Raw genomic sequence first — 14,752 nt, forward strand, 5'->3', positions numbered from 1 at the left:
CATTTTTACCTGGCGGGCCGAAGTGCGATACACTTTGCAGATCGAATCTAAAAACCTTAAAAATTATGCGCCTGGTTTTATCGTCTCTGATCGTGATGACTGGACTCCTGAGTGGTCAGGCTGCGGCTGCGCCTGAACCGACTATGCATGCTGATATTCGCGACAGCGGTTTTGTCTATTGCGTCAGTGGGCAGGTCAACACCTTCAATCCACAAAAAGCGAGCAGCGGCCTGATCGTTGATACGCTTGCCGCCCAGCTGTATGACAGACTGCTGGATGTGGACCCTTATACTTATCGTCTGGTACCGGAACTGGCAGAAAGCTGGGAAGTGCTGGACAACGGCGCGACCTACCGTTTCCACCTGCGTCGCAACGTCTCTTTCCAGAAGACCGCCTGGTTCACCCCTACCCGCAAGCTGAACGCGGATGACGTGGTGTTTACCTTCGAGCGCATTTTTGATCGCAAACATCCCTGGCATAACGTTAACGGCGGCAGCTTTCCCTATTTCGACAGTTTGCAGTTTGCCGATAACGTACAGAGCGTGCGTAAGCTGGACAACAATATTGTCGAATTTCGCCTGACCCAACCAGACGCCTCCTTCTTATGGCATCTGGCGACGCACTATGCGTCGGTCATGTCAGCGGAATATGCGGCGCAGCTGACAAAGCAGGATCACCCGGAACTGATTGACCGCCAGCCGATCGGCACCGGCCCGTTCCAGCTCTCGGAATATCGCGCCGGACAATATATTCGTCTGCAACGTCATGAGGGATTCTGGCGTGGTAAACCGCTGATGCCGCAGGTGGTGGTTGACTTAGGCTCCGGCGGCACAGGCCGTTTATCGAAATTGCTCACCGGCGAATGCGATGTGCTGGCCTGGCCCGCCGCCAGTCAACTCACGATTCTGCGCGACGATCCGCGCCTGCGTCTGACGCTGCGCCCCGGTATGAACATCGCCTACCTGGCCTTTAATACCGATAAGCCGCCGCTGAATAATCCCGCCGTGCGCCATGCGCTGGCGTTGTCGATCAACAACCAGCGGCTGATGCAGTCGATCTACTACGGTACAGCAGAAACCGCCGCCTCTATTTTGCCGCGCGCCTCGTGGGCCTATGACAACGAGGCTAAAATTACAGAATACAATCCGGCTAAATCCCGCGAGCAGTTGAAAGCGCTGGGGCTGGAAAACTTAACGCTACAGCTGTGGGTGCCGACCAGTTCCCAGGCCTGGAACCCCAGCCCGCTGAAAACCGCCGAGCTGATCCAGGCGGATATGGCGCAGGTCGGCGTAAAAGTGGTGATTGTTCCGGTAGAAGGTCGTTTCCAGGAGGCGCGGTTGATGGACATGAACCATGATCTGACGTTGTCCGGTTGGGCAACCGACAGTAACGATCCAGACAGTTTCTTCAGGCCGTTGCTGAGCTGCGCCGCCATTAACTCACAAACCAACTTTGCACACTGGTGCCATCCTGAGTTTGACGGCATTCTGCGAAAAGCGCTCTCGTCCCAGCAGCTTGCGGCGCGTATTGACGCGTATGATGAAGCGCAAAATATTCTGGCAAAAGAGCTGCCGATACTGCCGCTCGCCTCCTCGCTGCGTTTACAGGCTTATCGCTATGATATTAAAGGGCTGGTTTTAAGTCCCTTTGGTAACGCCTCGTTTGCCGGTGTTTCGCGGGAAAAAGAAGATGAGGTGAAAAAACCATGATTATTTTCACCCTGCGTCGGTTTCTGCTGCTGTTGGTCACGCTGTTCTTTCTGACCTTTATCGGCTTTAGCCTGAGCTATTTCACGCCCCATGCGCCATTACAGGGCGCATCGTTGTGGAACGCCTGGGTTTTCTGGTTTAACAGCCTGATCCACTGGGATTTTGGCGTTTCCAGCATTAACGGCCAGCTGATCTCCGAACAGCTCAAAGAGGTTTTTCCCGCCACGATGGAGCTGTGCATTCTCGCTTTCGGCTTTGCCCTGATGGTCGGAATCCCGGTGGGGATGCTGGCAGGCGTAACGCGGAATAAATGGCCAGACCGTTTCATCAGCGCCCTCGCTTTAGTGGGATTTTCGATTCCGGTCTTCTGGCTGGCGCTGCTGTTGACGCTGTTTTTCTCGCTCACGCTCGGCTGGCTGCCGGTATCAGGTCGTTTTGATCTGCTTTACGAAGTGAAGCCGGTCACCGGTTTCGCCATTATTGATGCCTGGATTTCCGACTCGCCCTGGCGCGATGAGATGGTGATGAGCGCAGTGCGCCATATGGTATTGCCGGTGCTGACGCTGGCCGTCGCCCCCACCACGGAAGTGATTCGTCTGATGCGCATCAGCACTATTGAAGTGTATGACCAGAATTACGTGAAGGCAGCGGCGACGCGCGGTCTGTCACGGCTGACGATTCTGCGTCGGCATGTGCTGCACAACGCGCTGCCGCCGGTGATCCCGCGTCTCGGCTTGCAGTTTTCCACCATGCTGACGCTGGCGATGATCACCGAGATGGTCTTTAGCTGGCCGGGGCTGGGACGCTGGTTGATCAACGCTATCCGCCAGCAGGACTACGCCGCTATTTCCGCAGGCGTAATGGTGGTTGGTTCGCTGGTGATTATCGTCAACGTGATCTCTGATATTTTGGGTGCTATGGCTAACCCTCTGAAACATAAGGAATGGTATGCCTTACGATAGTGTGTACAGCGAAAAGCGCCCACCGGGAACGCTGCGCACTGCCTGGCGCAAATTTTATGGCGACGCTTCTGCGATGGTCGGTCTTTACGGCTGCGCAGGTCTGGTGGTGCTGTGTATTTTTGGCAGTTGGTTTGCTCCCTACGGCATCGATCAGCAGTTCCTCGGCTACCAGTTGCTGCCGCCGTCCTGGTCGCGCTATGGCGAAGTCTCGTTTTTTCTGGGAACGGACGATCTGGGGCGTGACGTTTTAAGTCGCCTGCTGAGCGGCGCGGCGCCCACCGTCGGCGGCGCGTTTATCGTCACGCTGGCGGCAACGCTGTGCGGCCTGATTCTGGGCGTTGTCGCCGGGGCTACGCACGGCTTACGCTCCGCCGTACTCAACCATATTCTGGACACCCTGCTTTCTATTCCGTCGTTGCTGTTGGCGATTATCGTTGTTGCCTTTGCCGGGCCGCATCTGAGTCACGCAATGTTTGCCGTCTGGCTCGCACTGCTGCCGCGTATGGTGCGCTCGGTCTACAGCATGGTGCATGACGAGCTGGAAAAAGAGTATGTGATCGCCGCGCGCCTCGACGGTGCCACCACGCTCAATATTCTCTGGTTTGCCATTCTGCCCAATATTACCGCCGGTCTGATTACCGAAATCACCCGCGCGTTGTCGATGGCGATCCTCGATATCGCTGCGCTCGGTTTTCTCGACCTCGGCGCGCAACTCCCCTCTCCTGAATGGGGCGCCATGCTCGGCGACGCGCTGGAGCTAATATATGTTGCGCCGTGGACGGTGATGTTACCTGGCGCGGCAATTATGATCAGCGTTCTGCTGGTGAACCTGCTCGGCGACGGCATCCGGCGCGCGATTATCGCGGGGGTGGAATAATGCCGTTACTGGATATCCGTAACCTGACCATTGAATTTAAAACCGGCGAAGACTGGGTTAAAGCCGTAGATCGGGTCAGTATGACGTTAAATGAAGGGGAAATTCGTGGACTGGTCGGCGAATCCGGCTCCGGGAAAAGCCTGATTGCGAAAGCCATTTGCGGTGTGGCGAAAGACAACTGGCGCGTCACCGCCGACCGTATGCGCTTTGACGATATCGACCTGCTGCGTCTTTCCGCACGCGAGCGCCGCAAACTGGTCGGCCATAACGTGTCGATGATCTTTCAGGAACCGCAGTCGTGCCTTGATCCTTCGGAGCGCATTGGCCGTCAACTGATGCAGAATATTCCCGCCTGGACCTATAAAGGTCGCTGGTGGCAGCGTATTGGCTGGCGAAAACGCCGTGCCATTGAACTGTTGCACCGGGTCGGCATTAAAGATCACAAAGACGCGATGCGCAGTTTTCCGTATGAGCTGACGGATGGCGAATGTCAGAAAGTCATGATCGCCATTGCGCTCGCCAATCAGCCGCGCTTGCTGATTGCCGACGAACCGACCAACGCGATGGAACCCACCACCCAGGCGCAGATTTTCCGCCTGCTGACGCGCCTGAACCAGAACAGCAATACCACTATTTTGCTGATCAGCCATGACCTGCAAATGCTCAGCCAGTGGGCAGACAAAATCAACGTTCTGTATTGCGGGCAGACGGTTGAAACTGCGCCCAGTAAGGATCTGGTGGCGACGCCTCACCACCCTTATACTCAGGCGCTCATCCGCGCGATACCGGATTTTGGCAGCGCCATGCCGCATAAAAGCCGCCTGAATACCATGCCAGGGGCAATCCCGCTGCTGGAACAATTACCGATAGGTTGTCGTCTGGGGCCGCGTTGCCCGTATGCTCAACGAGAATGCATTGAAACCCCGCGTCTGACCGGGGCGAAGAATCATCTCTACGCCTGTCATTTTCCGCTGAATATGGAGAAAGAGTGACATGGTGGAAACCCTGCTCGAAGTGCGTAACCTGAGTAAAACCTTCCGCTACCGTACAGGATGGTTCCGGCGTCAGACCGTCGAGGCGGTAAAGCCGCTCAGCTTCACCTTACGCGAACGCCAGACGCTCGCCATTATTGGCGAGAATGGCTCCGGCAAATCCACGCTGGCGAAAATGCTGGCAGGAATGATCGCGCCGACCAGCGGCGAACTGCTGATTGACGATCATCCGCTGAAATACGGCGACTACTCGTTTCGCAGCCAGCGCATCCGCATGATTTTTCAGGACCCGTCAACGTCACTCAATCCACGACAGCGCATCTCGCAGATTCTGGATTTCCCGCTGCGGTTGAATACCGATCTGGAACCGGAGCAGCGACGTAAGCAGATTATTGAAACCATGCGGATGGTCGGCCTTCTCCCTGACCACGTCAGCTATTATCCGCACATGCTGGCGCCAGGGCAGAAACAGCGTCTGGGATTAGCCCGCGCCCTGATTTTACGCCCGAAGGTGATCATCGCCGACGAAGCGCTGGCTTCGCTCGATATGTCGATGCGCTCGCAGCTCATCAACCTGATGCTGGAACTCCAGGAAAAACAGGGGATTTCGTATATCTACGTCACTCAGCATCTGGGGATGATGAAACACATCAGCGATCAGGTGCTGGTCATGCACCAGGGCGAAGTGGTCGAACGCGGCAGCACTGCTGATGTTCTCGCCTCTCCGTTACATGAACTCACCCGCCGTTTGATCGCAGGACACTTCGGCGAAGCCCTCACCGCCGACGCCTGGCGAAAAGATCGCTAGCCTGAAGGAGCGTTATGATGTTGTTGTCTGAATCAATTAACGGCCATTTGGTCATCCACCACGCGCCCCGAATGCAGGAGCGCCCATGAGAAAATATTCCTGGCTGATCCTGTGTCTGGCGCTGGCTGTGCTACTGGCGTCTGCTTTCGCATTCACTCGCGCTGACAACCAGACTGAACCGGCATTCGGCTACACTCTGGACTTCAAAAAACCGTTGTCCGGGATCGACAATTTATCCTCCCTGAGCTACGTGCCCGAAGAAGATGTTTTTGTCGCCACCCTCAACAGACCCGCCACCATCCTCAAACTGTCTAAAAATGGAGAAATACTCGCCAGAAAAAGCATCGCAGATCGGATTAAAGATGCTGAATCAATTGAATACGCGGGTAACGGGACATACTTACTGGTCGATGAAGCAGACTCCGCGATGTATGTTTACCAGCTCAGCCAGGATCTGGACATCAGGTCAGTGAGAAAAATAGAAACAGACCTGTTTGAGAACGCGCGCAACCGGGGAATCGAAGGCATTGCCTGGATGGCCGGACGAAATGAACTCTATTTCGCCAAAGAACGTAAACCGGTCATGCTGTACCGAACCCAAAGCGACGGCGGCCTTACTCATTTTTCTGAGATCGTCCCACTGGATGATCTGATTAAAAATCTGGACGTAGACGATATCTCCGCCCTTCACATCCACGGTGAACATCTGCTGATCTTATCTGATGAGTCACGCAGCCTGACAGAGATAGACCTGAACGGCAATGTGCTGCGCCGGATGTCATTAACGCAGGGCGAAAATGGTCTTGAGGAAGATATCCCGCAACCTGAAGGCGTGTCGATGGATAAGGCCGGCAACATTTATATTATGAGTGAGCCGAACCTGTTTTATCGATTTGAAAAGGTCTCGACTGGCAGGTAAACCGTAAGTTCAGACTCTTCTTTCCCGTTGACGCGCGGTTTTGACGGGAGAGGAGAAACGGCGATACGCGGGCTTTTGTGAAGTCAGAAAACACTGGAAACGTTTGAAATGGTGCCGACTACCGGAATCGAACTGGTGACCTACTGATTACAAGTCAGTTGCTCTACCTACTGAGCTAAGTCGGCCTGGGCCGCCATCGAGGCCTCGAACCCCGTTCCCTACAACACCCACAACAAATGTCGTTCGCTCTTCCAGATGAGCTAATGGCGGTTTGACGGTTCTTGTGAGTTATCACGCACTTACGCGTCATAACGAACCGGCTGCGAATAATACATAAGTAGAATTAGTCATGCAACCATTATGATTCGTCCAAATGTATTTATCCCTTATATTCGCAGCGCGTCGCCCGCTCGTGCTGGTTGGATGAGGCGAACCTGATAGCGGGTGATATACTGGACGGATGCAGGAAAATATCGAAAGTGAACAGGCTCGTCCTGCGCCGCCCCGGAGCTAAGTCACGGGAAATGACGGAAAAATATCGTGACACAAAGGGCTGTGAGTGGGATATAATTTCGAGCTAATTTCGAATAACTTTGAAATGTTGCTTTTAATTTATTGATATTAAAAGCAAAAAATAAGTAATGACTATAAGGATTAAAGCTATGGGTTTTCTTTCCGGTAAGCGCATTCTGGTAACGGGTGTTGCCAGCAAATTGTCCATCGCCTACGGTATCGCTCAGGCGATGCGCCGCGAAGGAGCTGAACTGGCGTTCACCTACCAGAACGACAAACTGAAAGGCCGCGTGGAAGAGTTTGCCGCTCAACTGGATTCCAGCATCGTGTTGCAGTGTGATGTGGCTGAAGATGCCAGCATCGACGCTATGTTTGCCGAGCTGGGTAAAGTCTGGCCGAAATTCGACGGTTTCGTTCACTCTATCGGCTTCGCACCTGGCGATCAGCTGGATGGCGACTATGTGAATGCCGTTACCCGTGAAGGCTTTAAAATCGCGCACGACATCAGCTCTTACAGCTTTGTGGCGATGGCAAAAGCTTGCCGTACCATGCTGAATCCGGGTTCCGCCCTGCTGACCCTGTCTTATCTGGGTGCTGAGCGCGCAATCCCGAACTACAACGTCATGGGTCTGGCAAAAGCGTCTCTGGAAGCAAACGTGCGTTACATGGCTAACGCGATGGGCCCGGAAGGCGTTCGTGTTAACGCAATCTCCGCAGGTCCGATCCGTACTCTGGCCGCATCCGGCATCAAAGATTTCCGTAAAATGCTGTCGCATTGCGAAGCGGTTACGCCGATTCGCCGCACCGTTACCATTGAAGATGTGGGCAACTCTGCCGCCTTCCTGTGCTCCGATCTGTCTGCCGGTATCTCCGGTGAAGTCGTTCACGTCGACGGCGGTTTCAGCATCGCAGCCATGAACGAACTGGAACTGAAATAATCGTTTCACTTCCCGCAATGGGCGGCGCAGCGTCGCCCATTATTCCCTTCTCTGATGACGCCTTTCACCCCCTTCCATTCTTCGCGCGCTGTCGCATCGCGGTATATATCATTCTGATATTTATTATCACCTAACAATCTTTTATCCCCTCTCTTGCTTACGCCAGGATAATGCAGCGAAAACGATCCGGCGTGATTCGACGACGACGTGTCCGGGTCGCCACTTTTAGACCAAGGAACGCCCATGGAACAACGCCGAATTGAAGGCAAAAGCCACTGGTATCATGAAACCCAGTCCAGCACTTATCCGCAAGAGGTTCTCCCGCTGGTGCCGGAAGCCGCGAACGTCGAGGACAGTTTTCTGCTGGATTTAGCGATCGCCGAAGACGTGCTTTTACCCTTTCAGTCCTGGTTGCACCCTGCCCGTCAACTTGCTCAACGCCTCTTTCCCGAGCGCGTCACACAGAATCGTCTCCACACGTTCAGCGCCTATGAACGAATGAGTACCGCATTGACCGTTGCCCAGGTCTATGGCGTACAGCGGCTCTGTAACCATTACGCCGCGCGACTAACCCCGCTTCCCGGCCCGGACTCTTCCCGGGAGAGTAACCACCGACTGGCGCAAATCACGCAATACGCGCGTCAACTGGCCAGTTCCCCTGCGGTCATTAATGCCCGCGACCGCCAGCATCTTGACGATGTGGGTCTGACAACCTGCGACATCATTCTGATAAACCAGATTATTGGTTTTGTGGGTTTTCAAGCGCGCGTCGTGGCGATATTCCAGGCTTATCATGGACACCCCGTCCGCTGGGTGCCGGGCCTGGATATACAGCAATTCGCCGATGCGCAGCTTTTCCAGGAAAAGGACGCGCAATGGCACCCGGCTCAGGAAGGCGTGGAAATACGTTACGCCAGCGCCGAACAGCTGGAGTGCCTGTCTCACCATCAGCCGGTTGCAGAACTGCTGACGCTCGCGCCAGTCCTGGTTCACGAACCCGCCCTGCTTTCTTTGCTTGGCACACTACTCACCAGCGCCCTGCGTACGGATGCGCCACCGGCGTCGCTCTCGCTCGCCACGCTGCTCACGTCGCGCATCAATGGCAGCGTCGCCTGTTTTAATGAACAGTCGCGCCACGCGGGCGAATGGGCAGAGACAATTTCGGTGTTCCGCCGGGGTGAACGGGAGATACAGCACTGGGAAAGCCAACATCCGGTTGAGCGTCCTGTCACGCAAGCGATACAATGGCTGACCAGGGCGCCCGATCGTTTTAGCGCTGCGCAATTCACGCCGTTACTCGAACAAGGGGCGTCACTGGAACAGGCCGTCAACTTGCTGGGCTGGTGCGGATTGTGCGGTTGGTTGAACCGTTTAAAAATCGCGTTGGGCGAAACACATTAACCGCGCCTTTACTGAAAGAGCGCTTGCTGCGCCAGGCAGAATCGCGTAAAACTGTCAGCCGCTCTTTTGGCCACGAAAATAGACAATTATGTTTCAGGACAACCCGCTGCTAGCGCAGCTTAAACAGCAACTACATTCCCAGACGCCGCGTGCTGAAGGGGTGGTAAAAGCCACGGAAAAAGGCTTTGGCTTCCTGGAAGTCGATGCACAAAAAAGTTATTTCATCCCGCCGCCGCAGATGAAAAAAGTCATGCATGGCGACCGTATTGTCGCGGTGATCCATACGGAAAAAGAACGCGAGTCCGCCGAGCCAGAAGAACTGATCGAGCCGTTCCTGACCCGCTTCGTGGGCAAAATCCAGGGTAAAAACGATCGTCTGTCCATCGTACCGGATCATCCGTTGCTGAAAGACGCTATCCCATGCCGTGCCGCCCGTGGCGTGGAACACGAATTTAAAGAGGGTGACTGGGCCGTTGCTGAAATGCGCCGTCATCCGCTGAAAGGCGACCGCTCTTTCTACGCCGAGTTAACCCAGTTCATCACCTTCGCCGACGACCACTTCGTACCGTGGTGGGTCACGCTGGCTCGCCATAATCTCGAAAAAGAAGCGCCGAACGGCGCGGCGACAGAAATGCTTGATGAAGGTCTGGTACGCCAGGATCTGACCGCGCTGGATTTTGTCACTATCGACAGCGCCAGCACCGAAGACATGGATGACGCCCTTTATGCGCAAGAGTTGGGCGAAGGTAAGCTGCAACTGACGGTTGCGATTGCTGATCCGACCGCGTGGATTGCGGAAGGCAGCAAGCTGGATAACATCGCAAAAATCCGGGCGTTTACCAACTATCTGCCGGGCTTCAACATCCCGATGTTGCCGCGCGAACTGTCTGACGACCTCTGCTCCCTGCGCGCGCAGGAAGTTCGTCCGGCACTGGCCTGCCGCATGACCATTGCCGCCGACGGCACTATTGAAGATGACATCACCTTCTTTGCGGCCACGATCAAGTCGAAAGCCAAACTGGCCTACGACAATGTCTCCGACTGGCTGGAAAATACCGGTAGCTGGCAGCCTGAGAGTGACGCTATCGCCCAACAGATCCGCCTGCTCCAGCGCATTTGCCTGAGCCGTGGCGAATGGCGTCACAACCATGCGCTGGTGTTCAAAGATCGCCCGGACTATCGCTTTATTCTTGGAGAGAAAGGCGAAGTGCTGGATATCGTCGCGGAACCTCGCCGCATTGCGAACCGCATTGTGGAAGAGTCCATGATCGCGGCGAACATTTGCGCCGCCCGCGTGCTGCGCGACAAACTGGGCTTTGGTATTTACAACGTTCATATGGGCTTTGACCCGGCCAACGCCGACGCGCTGGCAGCGTTGTTGAAAACGCATGGCCTGCACGTTGACGCAGGAGACGTATTAACCCTGGAAGGTTTCTGCAAACTGCGCCGCGAGCTGGATGCCCAACCGTCCGGTTTCCTGGACAGCCGTATTCGTCGCTTCCAGTCATTCGCAGAGATCAGCACCGAACCGGGCCCTCACTTTGGACTGGGTCTGGAAGCGTATGCAACCTGGACCTCTCCGATTCGTAAATACGGCGACATGATTAACCACCGCCTGCTGAAGGCCGTCATCAAAGGCGAAACCATCGCGCGTCCACAGGAAGAGACAACGCAGCAGATGGCTGAACGCCGCCGCCTGAACCGTATGGCGGAACGTGACGTCGGAGACTGGTTATATGCGCGTTTCCTGAATGATAAAGCCGGTACAGAAACACGCTTTGCGGCGGAAATCGTTGATATCAGCCGCGGCGGGATGCGCGTTCGCCTGGTCGATAATGGCGCAATGGCCTTTATCCCGGCGCCGTTCCTGCATGCCGTACGTGACGAGCTGGTTTGCAGCCAGGAAAGCGGCACCGTGCAGATCAAAGGTGAAACGGTATACAAAGTGACGGATGTGATCGATGTAACGATCGCGGAAGTTCGCATGGAAACCCGTAGCATTATCGCCCGGCCTGTCGCCTGACGTTTTTGATGTAGCGGCCTTTCTTTAACCGGAAAGGCCGTTTTTTTTCTGCCCGCCCCACCCACCGCACGCTACACTTCACTCATCCGTTCAGAATTATTTTTATCCGCTCGCTATGCTTTTTTCTGAATCTGGATTACATATAAATACATAAGTAAAACAATATGTTCAGCCATAATTACCTCGTACGAATCATGGCTAACCTTTCTCCTGAGGCTGTATGCGCTTTAAACGGGATGGTAAGCATCATGAAAGACGTTCTGGAGCCTGTTTCATTGTTTAGCGATTTGGGAACCCATAGCCCTTACTGGCGTTTATCGGATGACTGCGACACCCTGCGTTTATCCGCGACTGAGGCTGCCGACGCTGACCAGACCGTTGCGTTATCTTCCGAGCAGGCTGACCGCATCCGGGAGATGACCGTCATCACGTCAAGCCTGTTACTCACCCTTCCCGGTGAACATAATGCCGTTCCCGTGCAACTTGTCGGGCGAAAAATCAACAAGCGCGAATGGGCAGGAAACGTATCGGTCTGGCATGATGCGCCCTCAGATACGCAGGAGGCCGTTCTGGGACTTTCCTTTGCCGAGCAGGTGGTATCAGAGGCCAACTCAGCGATCGTGATCCTTGACAGCCGCGGGAATATCCAGCGTTTTAACCGTCTTTGCGAAGAATACACCGGGTTAAAAGAGCATGACGTCATTGGGCAAAGCGTCTTCAAATTATTTATGAGCCGGCGCGAAGCCGCAGCCTCCAGGCGCAACATCAGCGGTTTTTTCCGCAACGGCAACTCTTATGAGATCGAACGCTGGGTAAAGACCCGCAAAGGCCAGCGCCTGTTTCTGTTTCGGAATAAATTTGTCCATAGCGGCAGCGGTAAGAACGAAATCTTTTTAATCTGTTCAGGCACCGACATTACCGAGGAGCGGCGTACGCAGGAGCGTTTACGCGTACTGGCGAATACGGACACAATCACCGGGCTGCCTAACCGGAATGCCATTCATGAGCTGATTAACGATGCCATTGAAAACGCGGGCGACAATCAGGTTGGTATCGTCTATCTGGACCTGGACAACTTCAAAAGGGTGAACGACGCCTACGGGCATATGTTTGGAGACCAGCTGCTACAGGCCGTCTCGCTGGCGATCCTGAGTTGCCTTGAGGAGAATCAACTGCTGGCCCGCCTCGGCGGCGATGAGTTTATCGTTCTCGCCACGCAGACTTCGCAAGGGTCGCTGGAGGCTATGGCATCGCGAATTCTCACACGCTTACGTCAACCCTTTCGCATTGGCCTTATCGAGGTGTATACCGGCTGTTCTATCGGTATCGCCCTTGCGCCGCAGCATGGGCATGACAGCGAAAGCGTGATTCGTAATGCGGATACCGCAATGTACACCGCGAAAGAAGGCGGACGTGGACAGTTTTGCGTGTTCTCCCCCGAGATGAACCAGCGCGTCTTTGAGTATCTTTGGCTGGACACCAATCTGCGCAAAGCGCTGGAAAACGATCAGCTCCTGATCCACTACCAGCCGAAGATGACCTGGCGCGGCGAAGTCCGCAGCCTCGAAGCGCTGGTGCGCTGGCAATCACCGGAACGCGGGTTAATTCCCCCGCTGGAGTTTATCTCCTACGCCGAAGAGTCTGGGCTGATTGTCCCGCTGGGGCGATGGGTGATGATGGATGTTGTACGGCAGGTCGCCAAATGGCGCAGCAAAGGCATCAACCTGCGCGTCGCGGTGAATGTATCCGCCCGCCAGCTCGCGGATCAAACTATTTTTACCGACCTGAAGCAGGTGCTTCATGAACTGAACTTCGAATATTGCCCGATTGATGTCGAACTGACAGAAAGCTGTTTGATTGAAAACGAAGAGCTGGCGCTGACCGTCATCCAGCAATTCAGCCAGCTTGGCGCACAGATACATCTGGACGATTTTGGCACCGGCTACTCGTCGCTTTCTCAGCTTGCCCGCTTCCCCATTGATGCGGTCAAGCTGGATCAGACGTTTGTCAGAGACATTCATAAGCGGTCGGTTTCGCAATCGTTAGTACGCGCGATCGTCGCCGTAGCGCAGGCGTTAAATCTACAGGTGATTGCGGAAGGCGTCGAAAGCGCAAAAGAAGATGCGTTTTTAACCAAGAATGGCGTCAACGAGCGCCAGGGTTTCCTGTTTGCCAAACCCATGCCCGCCGCCGCTTTTGAACGCTGGTATAAACGTTATCTGAATAAAAAGATGCGCTGAGATGGGCAAAAAACAGGCGTTCGGGACAGGGTAAGAGACCTCTGGTAACAAACTTATCTGCATGTAATAACAGAATATATAATATTACCCAATGGTTTTGGCGAATCCTGTTTTTCCCCTTCTCTTTTGGCATTATTTTCTGCATCATGAAATTCATACATTTTTGACGTAAGGATGATAACCATGTCTGATATCGACGCCCAACGTGTTGCCGAACGCATTGATACCGTGCTGGATATCCTTGTTGCTGGCGATTACCACTCTGCCATCCACAACCTTGAAATTCTTAAAGCGGAGTTGTTAAGTCAGGTGAAAGAAGATACCGACGCCTCCTCGACGAAACCCCGGGCTCCGTGGGAGATCTAAGTGACGCGAGCTTTTCGTGGCACCTGACTCAGGAAACGCAGCATCCCTTATACTCCCCGGTACTGATACCGTTATAAAAATTAAAATTATGAATTCCCGACAACAATCAATTTTGCAAATGGTCATTGATAAAGGCCAGATGAGCGTGGCTGAGCTGGCGAAAATCACCGGCGTCTCTGAAGTCACGATCCGACAGGATCTTAACACCCTGGAAAAACAGAGCTATCTGCGCCGTGCGCATGGTTTTGCCGTCTCGCTGGACAGCGATGACGTCGAAACGCGCATGATGACCAATTACACGCTCAAACGCGAACTGGCTGAATTTGCCGCATCACTGGTCAGCCCCGGCGAATCGGTGTTTATTGAAAACGGCAGCAGCAATGCCCTGCTGGCCAGAACGTTAGCGGAACAAAAGGATGTCACCATTATTACGGTGAGTAGCTATATCGCTCACTTGCTCAAAGAGACGCCGTGCGAAGTGATCCTCCTTGGCGGAATCTACCAGAAAAAAAGTGAAAGTATGGTCGGGCCATTGACCCGCCAGTTTATCCAGCAGGTTCACTTCAGTAAGGCCTTTATCGGTATCGATGGCTGGCAGCCGGATACCGGGTTTACCGGACGGGACATGATGCGATCGGATGTGGTTAACGCCGTACTGGAAAAAGGCTCTGAAGCCATTGTTCTGACGGACAGCTCTAAATTCGGCGCAGTACATCCTTATACGCTGGGGCCGTTAACACGTTTTAGCCGCGTGATCACCGATTCCAGAATAAGTGCGGACCATCAAATGCAACTGGAACGCACCGGGCTGACGGTGAACATCATCGAACCTCGTGCCTGAGCGTATTGCAGATGATTTGCCGTATGGCAAATCATCTCTCCCCTCTGAGATTTTTCCGACAATCTAATTAAGACTATTTACCTGTTATTAACAGGGTAAAGTCGTAAAATTTATATTAGCGATATAACAGGAAGTGACTATCACCTGCGTGATTTTAAGCTGT

At 54.1% G+C, this 14,752-nt stretch carries 12 protein-coding genes and 1 tRNA gene; 12 read left to right on the forward strand and 1 reads right to left on the reverse strand.

Annotation, left to right across the window (positions count from 1 at the left end; translation table 11 throughout):
• Positions 1-65 precede the first annotated feature (65 nt).
• The 6 genes from sapA to OGY62_RS09850 all read left to right on the forward strand — a co-directional run bounded on the left by sapA (position 66) and on the right by OGY62_RS09850 (position 6,267).
• The gene (gene sapA / locus OGY62_RS09825; protein WP_286459686.1) at positions 66-1,709 is read left to right on the forward strand and encodes an ABC transporter substrate-binding protein SapA; all 1,644 of its coding nucleotides are present in this window, start codon (positions 66-68) and stop codon (positions 1,707-1,709) included.
• A complete protein-coding gene (gene sapB / locus OGY62_RS09830) occupies positions 1,706-2,671 on the forward strand; it encodes a peptide ABC transporter permease SapB (protein WP_047463560.1) in 966 nt (321 codons plus the stop codon). Before sapA ends, sapB begins: the two co-directional genes overlap by 4 nt.
• Positions 2,658-3,548: a peptide ABC transporter permease SapC gene (sapC, locus tag OGY62_RS09835; protein WP_012132258.1), complete on the forward strand. Its 891-nt coding sequence runs from the start codon at positions 2,658-2,660 to the stop codon at positions 3,546-3,548. Before sapB ends, sapC begins: the two co-directional genes overlap by 14 nt.
• Positions 3,548-4,540, forward strand: a complete 993-nt coding sequence (sapD, locus tag OGY62_RS09840) for a peptide ABC transporter ATP-binding protein SapD (protein WP_012132257.1) — start codon at positions 3,548-3,550, stop codon at positions 4,538-4,540. The genes sapC and sapD overlap by 1 nt, the downstream gene beginning before the upstream one ends.
• Before the next feature lies 1 nt (position 4,541).
• Positions 4,542-5,348, forward strand: coding sequence for a peptide ABC transporter ATP-binding protein SapF (gene sapF, locus OGY62_RS09845; RefSeq protein WP_012132256.1), 807 nt, complete (start codon positions 4,542-4,544; stop codon positions 5,346-5,348).
• Positions 5,349-5,433: 85 nt separating this feature from the next.
• On the forward strand, positions 5,434-6,267 hold the full coding sequence (locus OGY62_RS09850) for an SdiA-regulated domain-containing protein (RefSeq protein WP_012132255.1): 834 nt from the start codon (positions 5,434-5,436) through the stop codon (positions 6,265-6,267).
• A 109-nt stretch (positions 6,268-6,376) separates the two neighbouring features.
• On the opposite strand, the gene OGY62_RS09855 is transcribed toward OGY62_RS09850, so the two are convergent.
• Positions 6,377-6,452: transfer RNA gene (locus OGY62_RS09855), tRNA-Thr, on the reverse strand.
• A gap of 477 nt (positions 6,453-6,929) precedes the next feature.
• Between OGY62_RS09855 and fabI the strand changes: the two genes are divergently transcribed.
• The 6 genes from fabI to yciT all read left to right on the forward strand — a co-directional run bounded on the left by fabI (position 6,930) and on the right by yciT (position 14,589).
• A complete protein-coding gene (gene fabI, locus OGY62_RS09860; RefSeq protein WP_024130306.1) occupies positions 6,930-7,718 on the forward strand; it encodes an enoyl-ACP reductase FabI in 789 nt (262 codons plus the stop codon).
• Positions 7,719-7,961: 243 nt separating this feature from the next.
• On the forward strand, positions 7,962-9,119 hold the full coding sequence (locus OGY62_RS09865; protein ID WP_230032093.1) for a carboxymuconolactone decarboxylase family protein: 1,158 nt from the start codon (positions 7,962-7,964) through the stop codon (positions 9,117-9,119).
• Positions 9,120-9,207: 88 nt separating this feature from the next.
• Positions 9,208-11,142 (forward strand): exoribonuclease II, encoded by a 1,935-nt coding sequence (locus OGY62_RS09870; RefSeq protein ID WP_060816072.1) that lies wholly within the window; start codon positions 9,208-9,210, stop codon positions 11,140-11,142.
• A gap of 248 nt (positions 11,143-11,390) precedes the next feature.
• A complete protein-coding gene (gene pdeR / locus OGY62_RS09875; protein ID WP_047463555.1) occupies positions 11,391-13,382 on the forward strand; it encodes a cyclic di-GMP phosphodiesterase in 1,992 nt (663 codons plus the stop codon).
• Positions 13,383-13,565: 183 nt separating this feature from the next.
• Positions 13,566-13,748, forward strand: coding sequence for a YciZ family protein (locus tag OGY62_RS09880; RefSeq protein ID WP_024130304.1), 183 nt, complete (start codon positions 13,566-13,568; stop codon positions 13,746-13,748).
• A gap of 88 nt (positions 13,749-13,836) precedes the next feature.
• Entirely contained in the window at positions 13,837-14,589 is a 753-nt protein-coding gene (gene yciT / locus OGY62_RS09885; protein WP_024130303.1) for a DNA-binding transcriptional regulator YciT, read from the forward strand.
• Positions 14,590-14,752 lie beyond the last annotated feature (163 nt).

Source organism: Citrobacter sp. CK198 (assembly GCF_030333295.1).
Lineage (GTDB): Bacteria > Pseudomonadota > Gammaproteobacteria > Enterobacterales > Enterobacteriaceae > Citrobacter_B > Citrobacter_B koseri.

Bases quoted from the DNA above. Each gene is read 5' to 3' on its own strand.
- sapB (WP_047463560.1), top strand. From the start codon at position 1,706: ATGATTATTTTCACCCTGCGTCGGTTTCTGCTGCTGTTGGTCACGCTG.
- OGY62_RS09865 (WP_230032093.1), top strand. From the start codon at position 7,962: ATGGAACAACGCCGAATTGAAGGCAAAAGCCACTGGTATCATGAAACC.
- sapF (WP_012132256.1), top strand. From the start codon at position 4,542: ATGGTGGAAACCCTGCTCGAAGTGCGTAACCTGAGTAAAACCTTCCGC.
- fabI (WP_024130306.1), top strand. From the start codon at position 6,930: ATGGGTTTTCTTTCCGGTAAGCGCATTCTGGTAACGGGTGTTGCCAGC.
- OGY62_RS09880 (WP_024130304.1), top strand. From the start codon at position 13,566: ATGTCTGATATCGACGCCCAACGTGTTGCCGAACGCATTGATACCGTG.
- sapD (WP_012132257.1), top strand. From the start codon at position 3,548: ATGCCGTTACTGGATATCCGTAACCTGACCATTGAATTTAAAACCGGC.
- sapC (WP_012132258.1), top strand. From the start codon at position 2,658: ATGCCTTACGATAGTGTGTACAGCGAAAAGCGCCCACCGGGAACGCTG.
- OGY62_RS09870 (WP_060816072.1), top strand. From the start codon at position 9,208: ATGTTTCAGGACAACCCGCTGCTAGCGCAGCTTAAACAGCAACTACAT.
- pdeR (WP_047463555.1), top strand. From the start codon at position 11,391: ATGAAAGACGTTCTGGAGCCTGTTTCATTGTTTAGCGATTTGGGAACC.
- OGY62_RS09850 (WP_012132255.1), top strand. From the start codon at position 5,434: ATGAGAAAATATTCCTGGCTGATCCTGTGTCTGGCGCTGGCTGTGCTA.
- yciT (WP_024130303.1), top strand. From the start codon at position 13,837: ATGAATTCCCGACAACAATCAATTTTGCAAATGGTCATTGATAAAGGC.
- sapA (WP_286459686.1), top strand. From the start codon at position 66: ATGCGCCTGGTTTTATCGTCTCTGATCGTGATGACTGGACTCCTGAGT.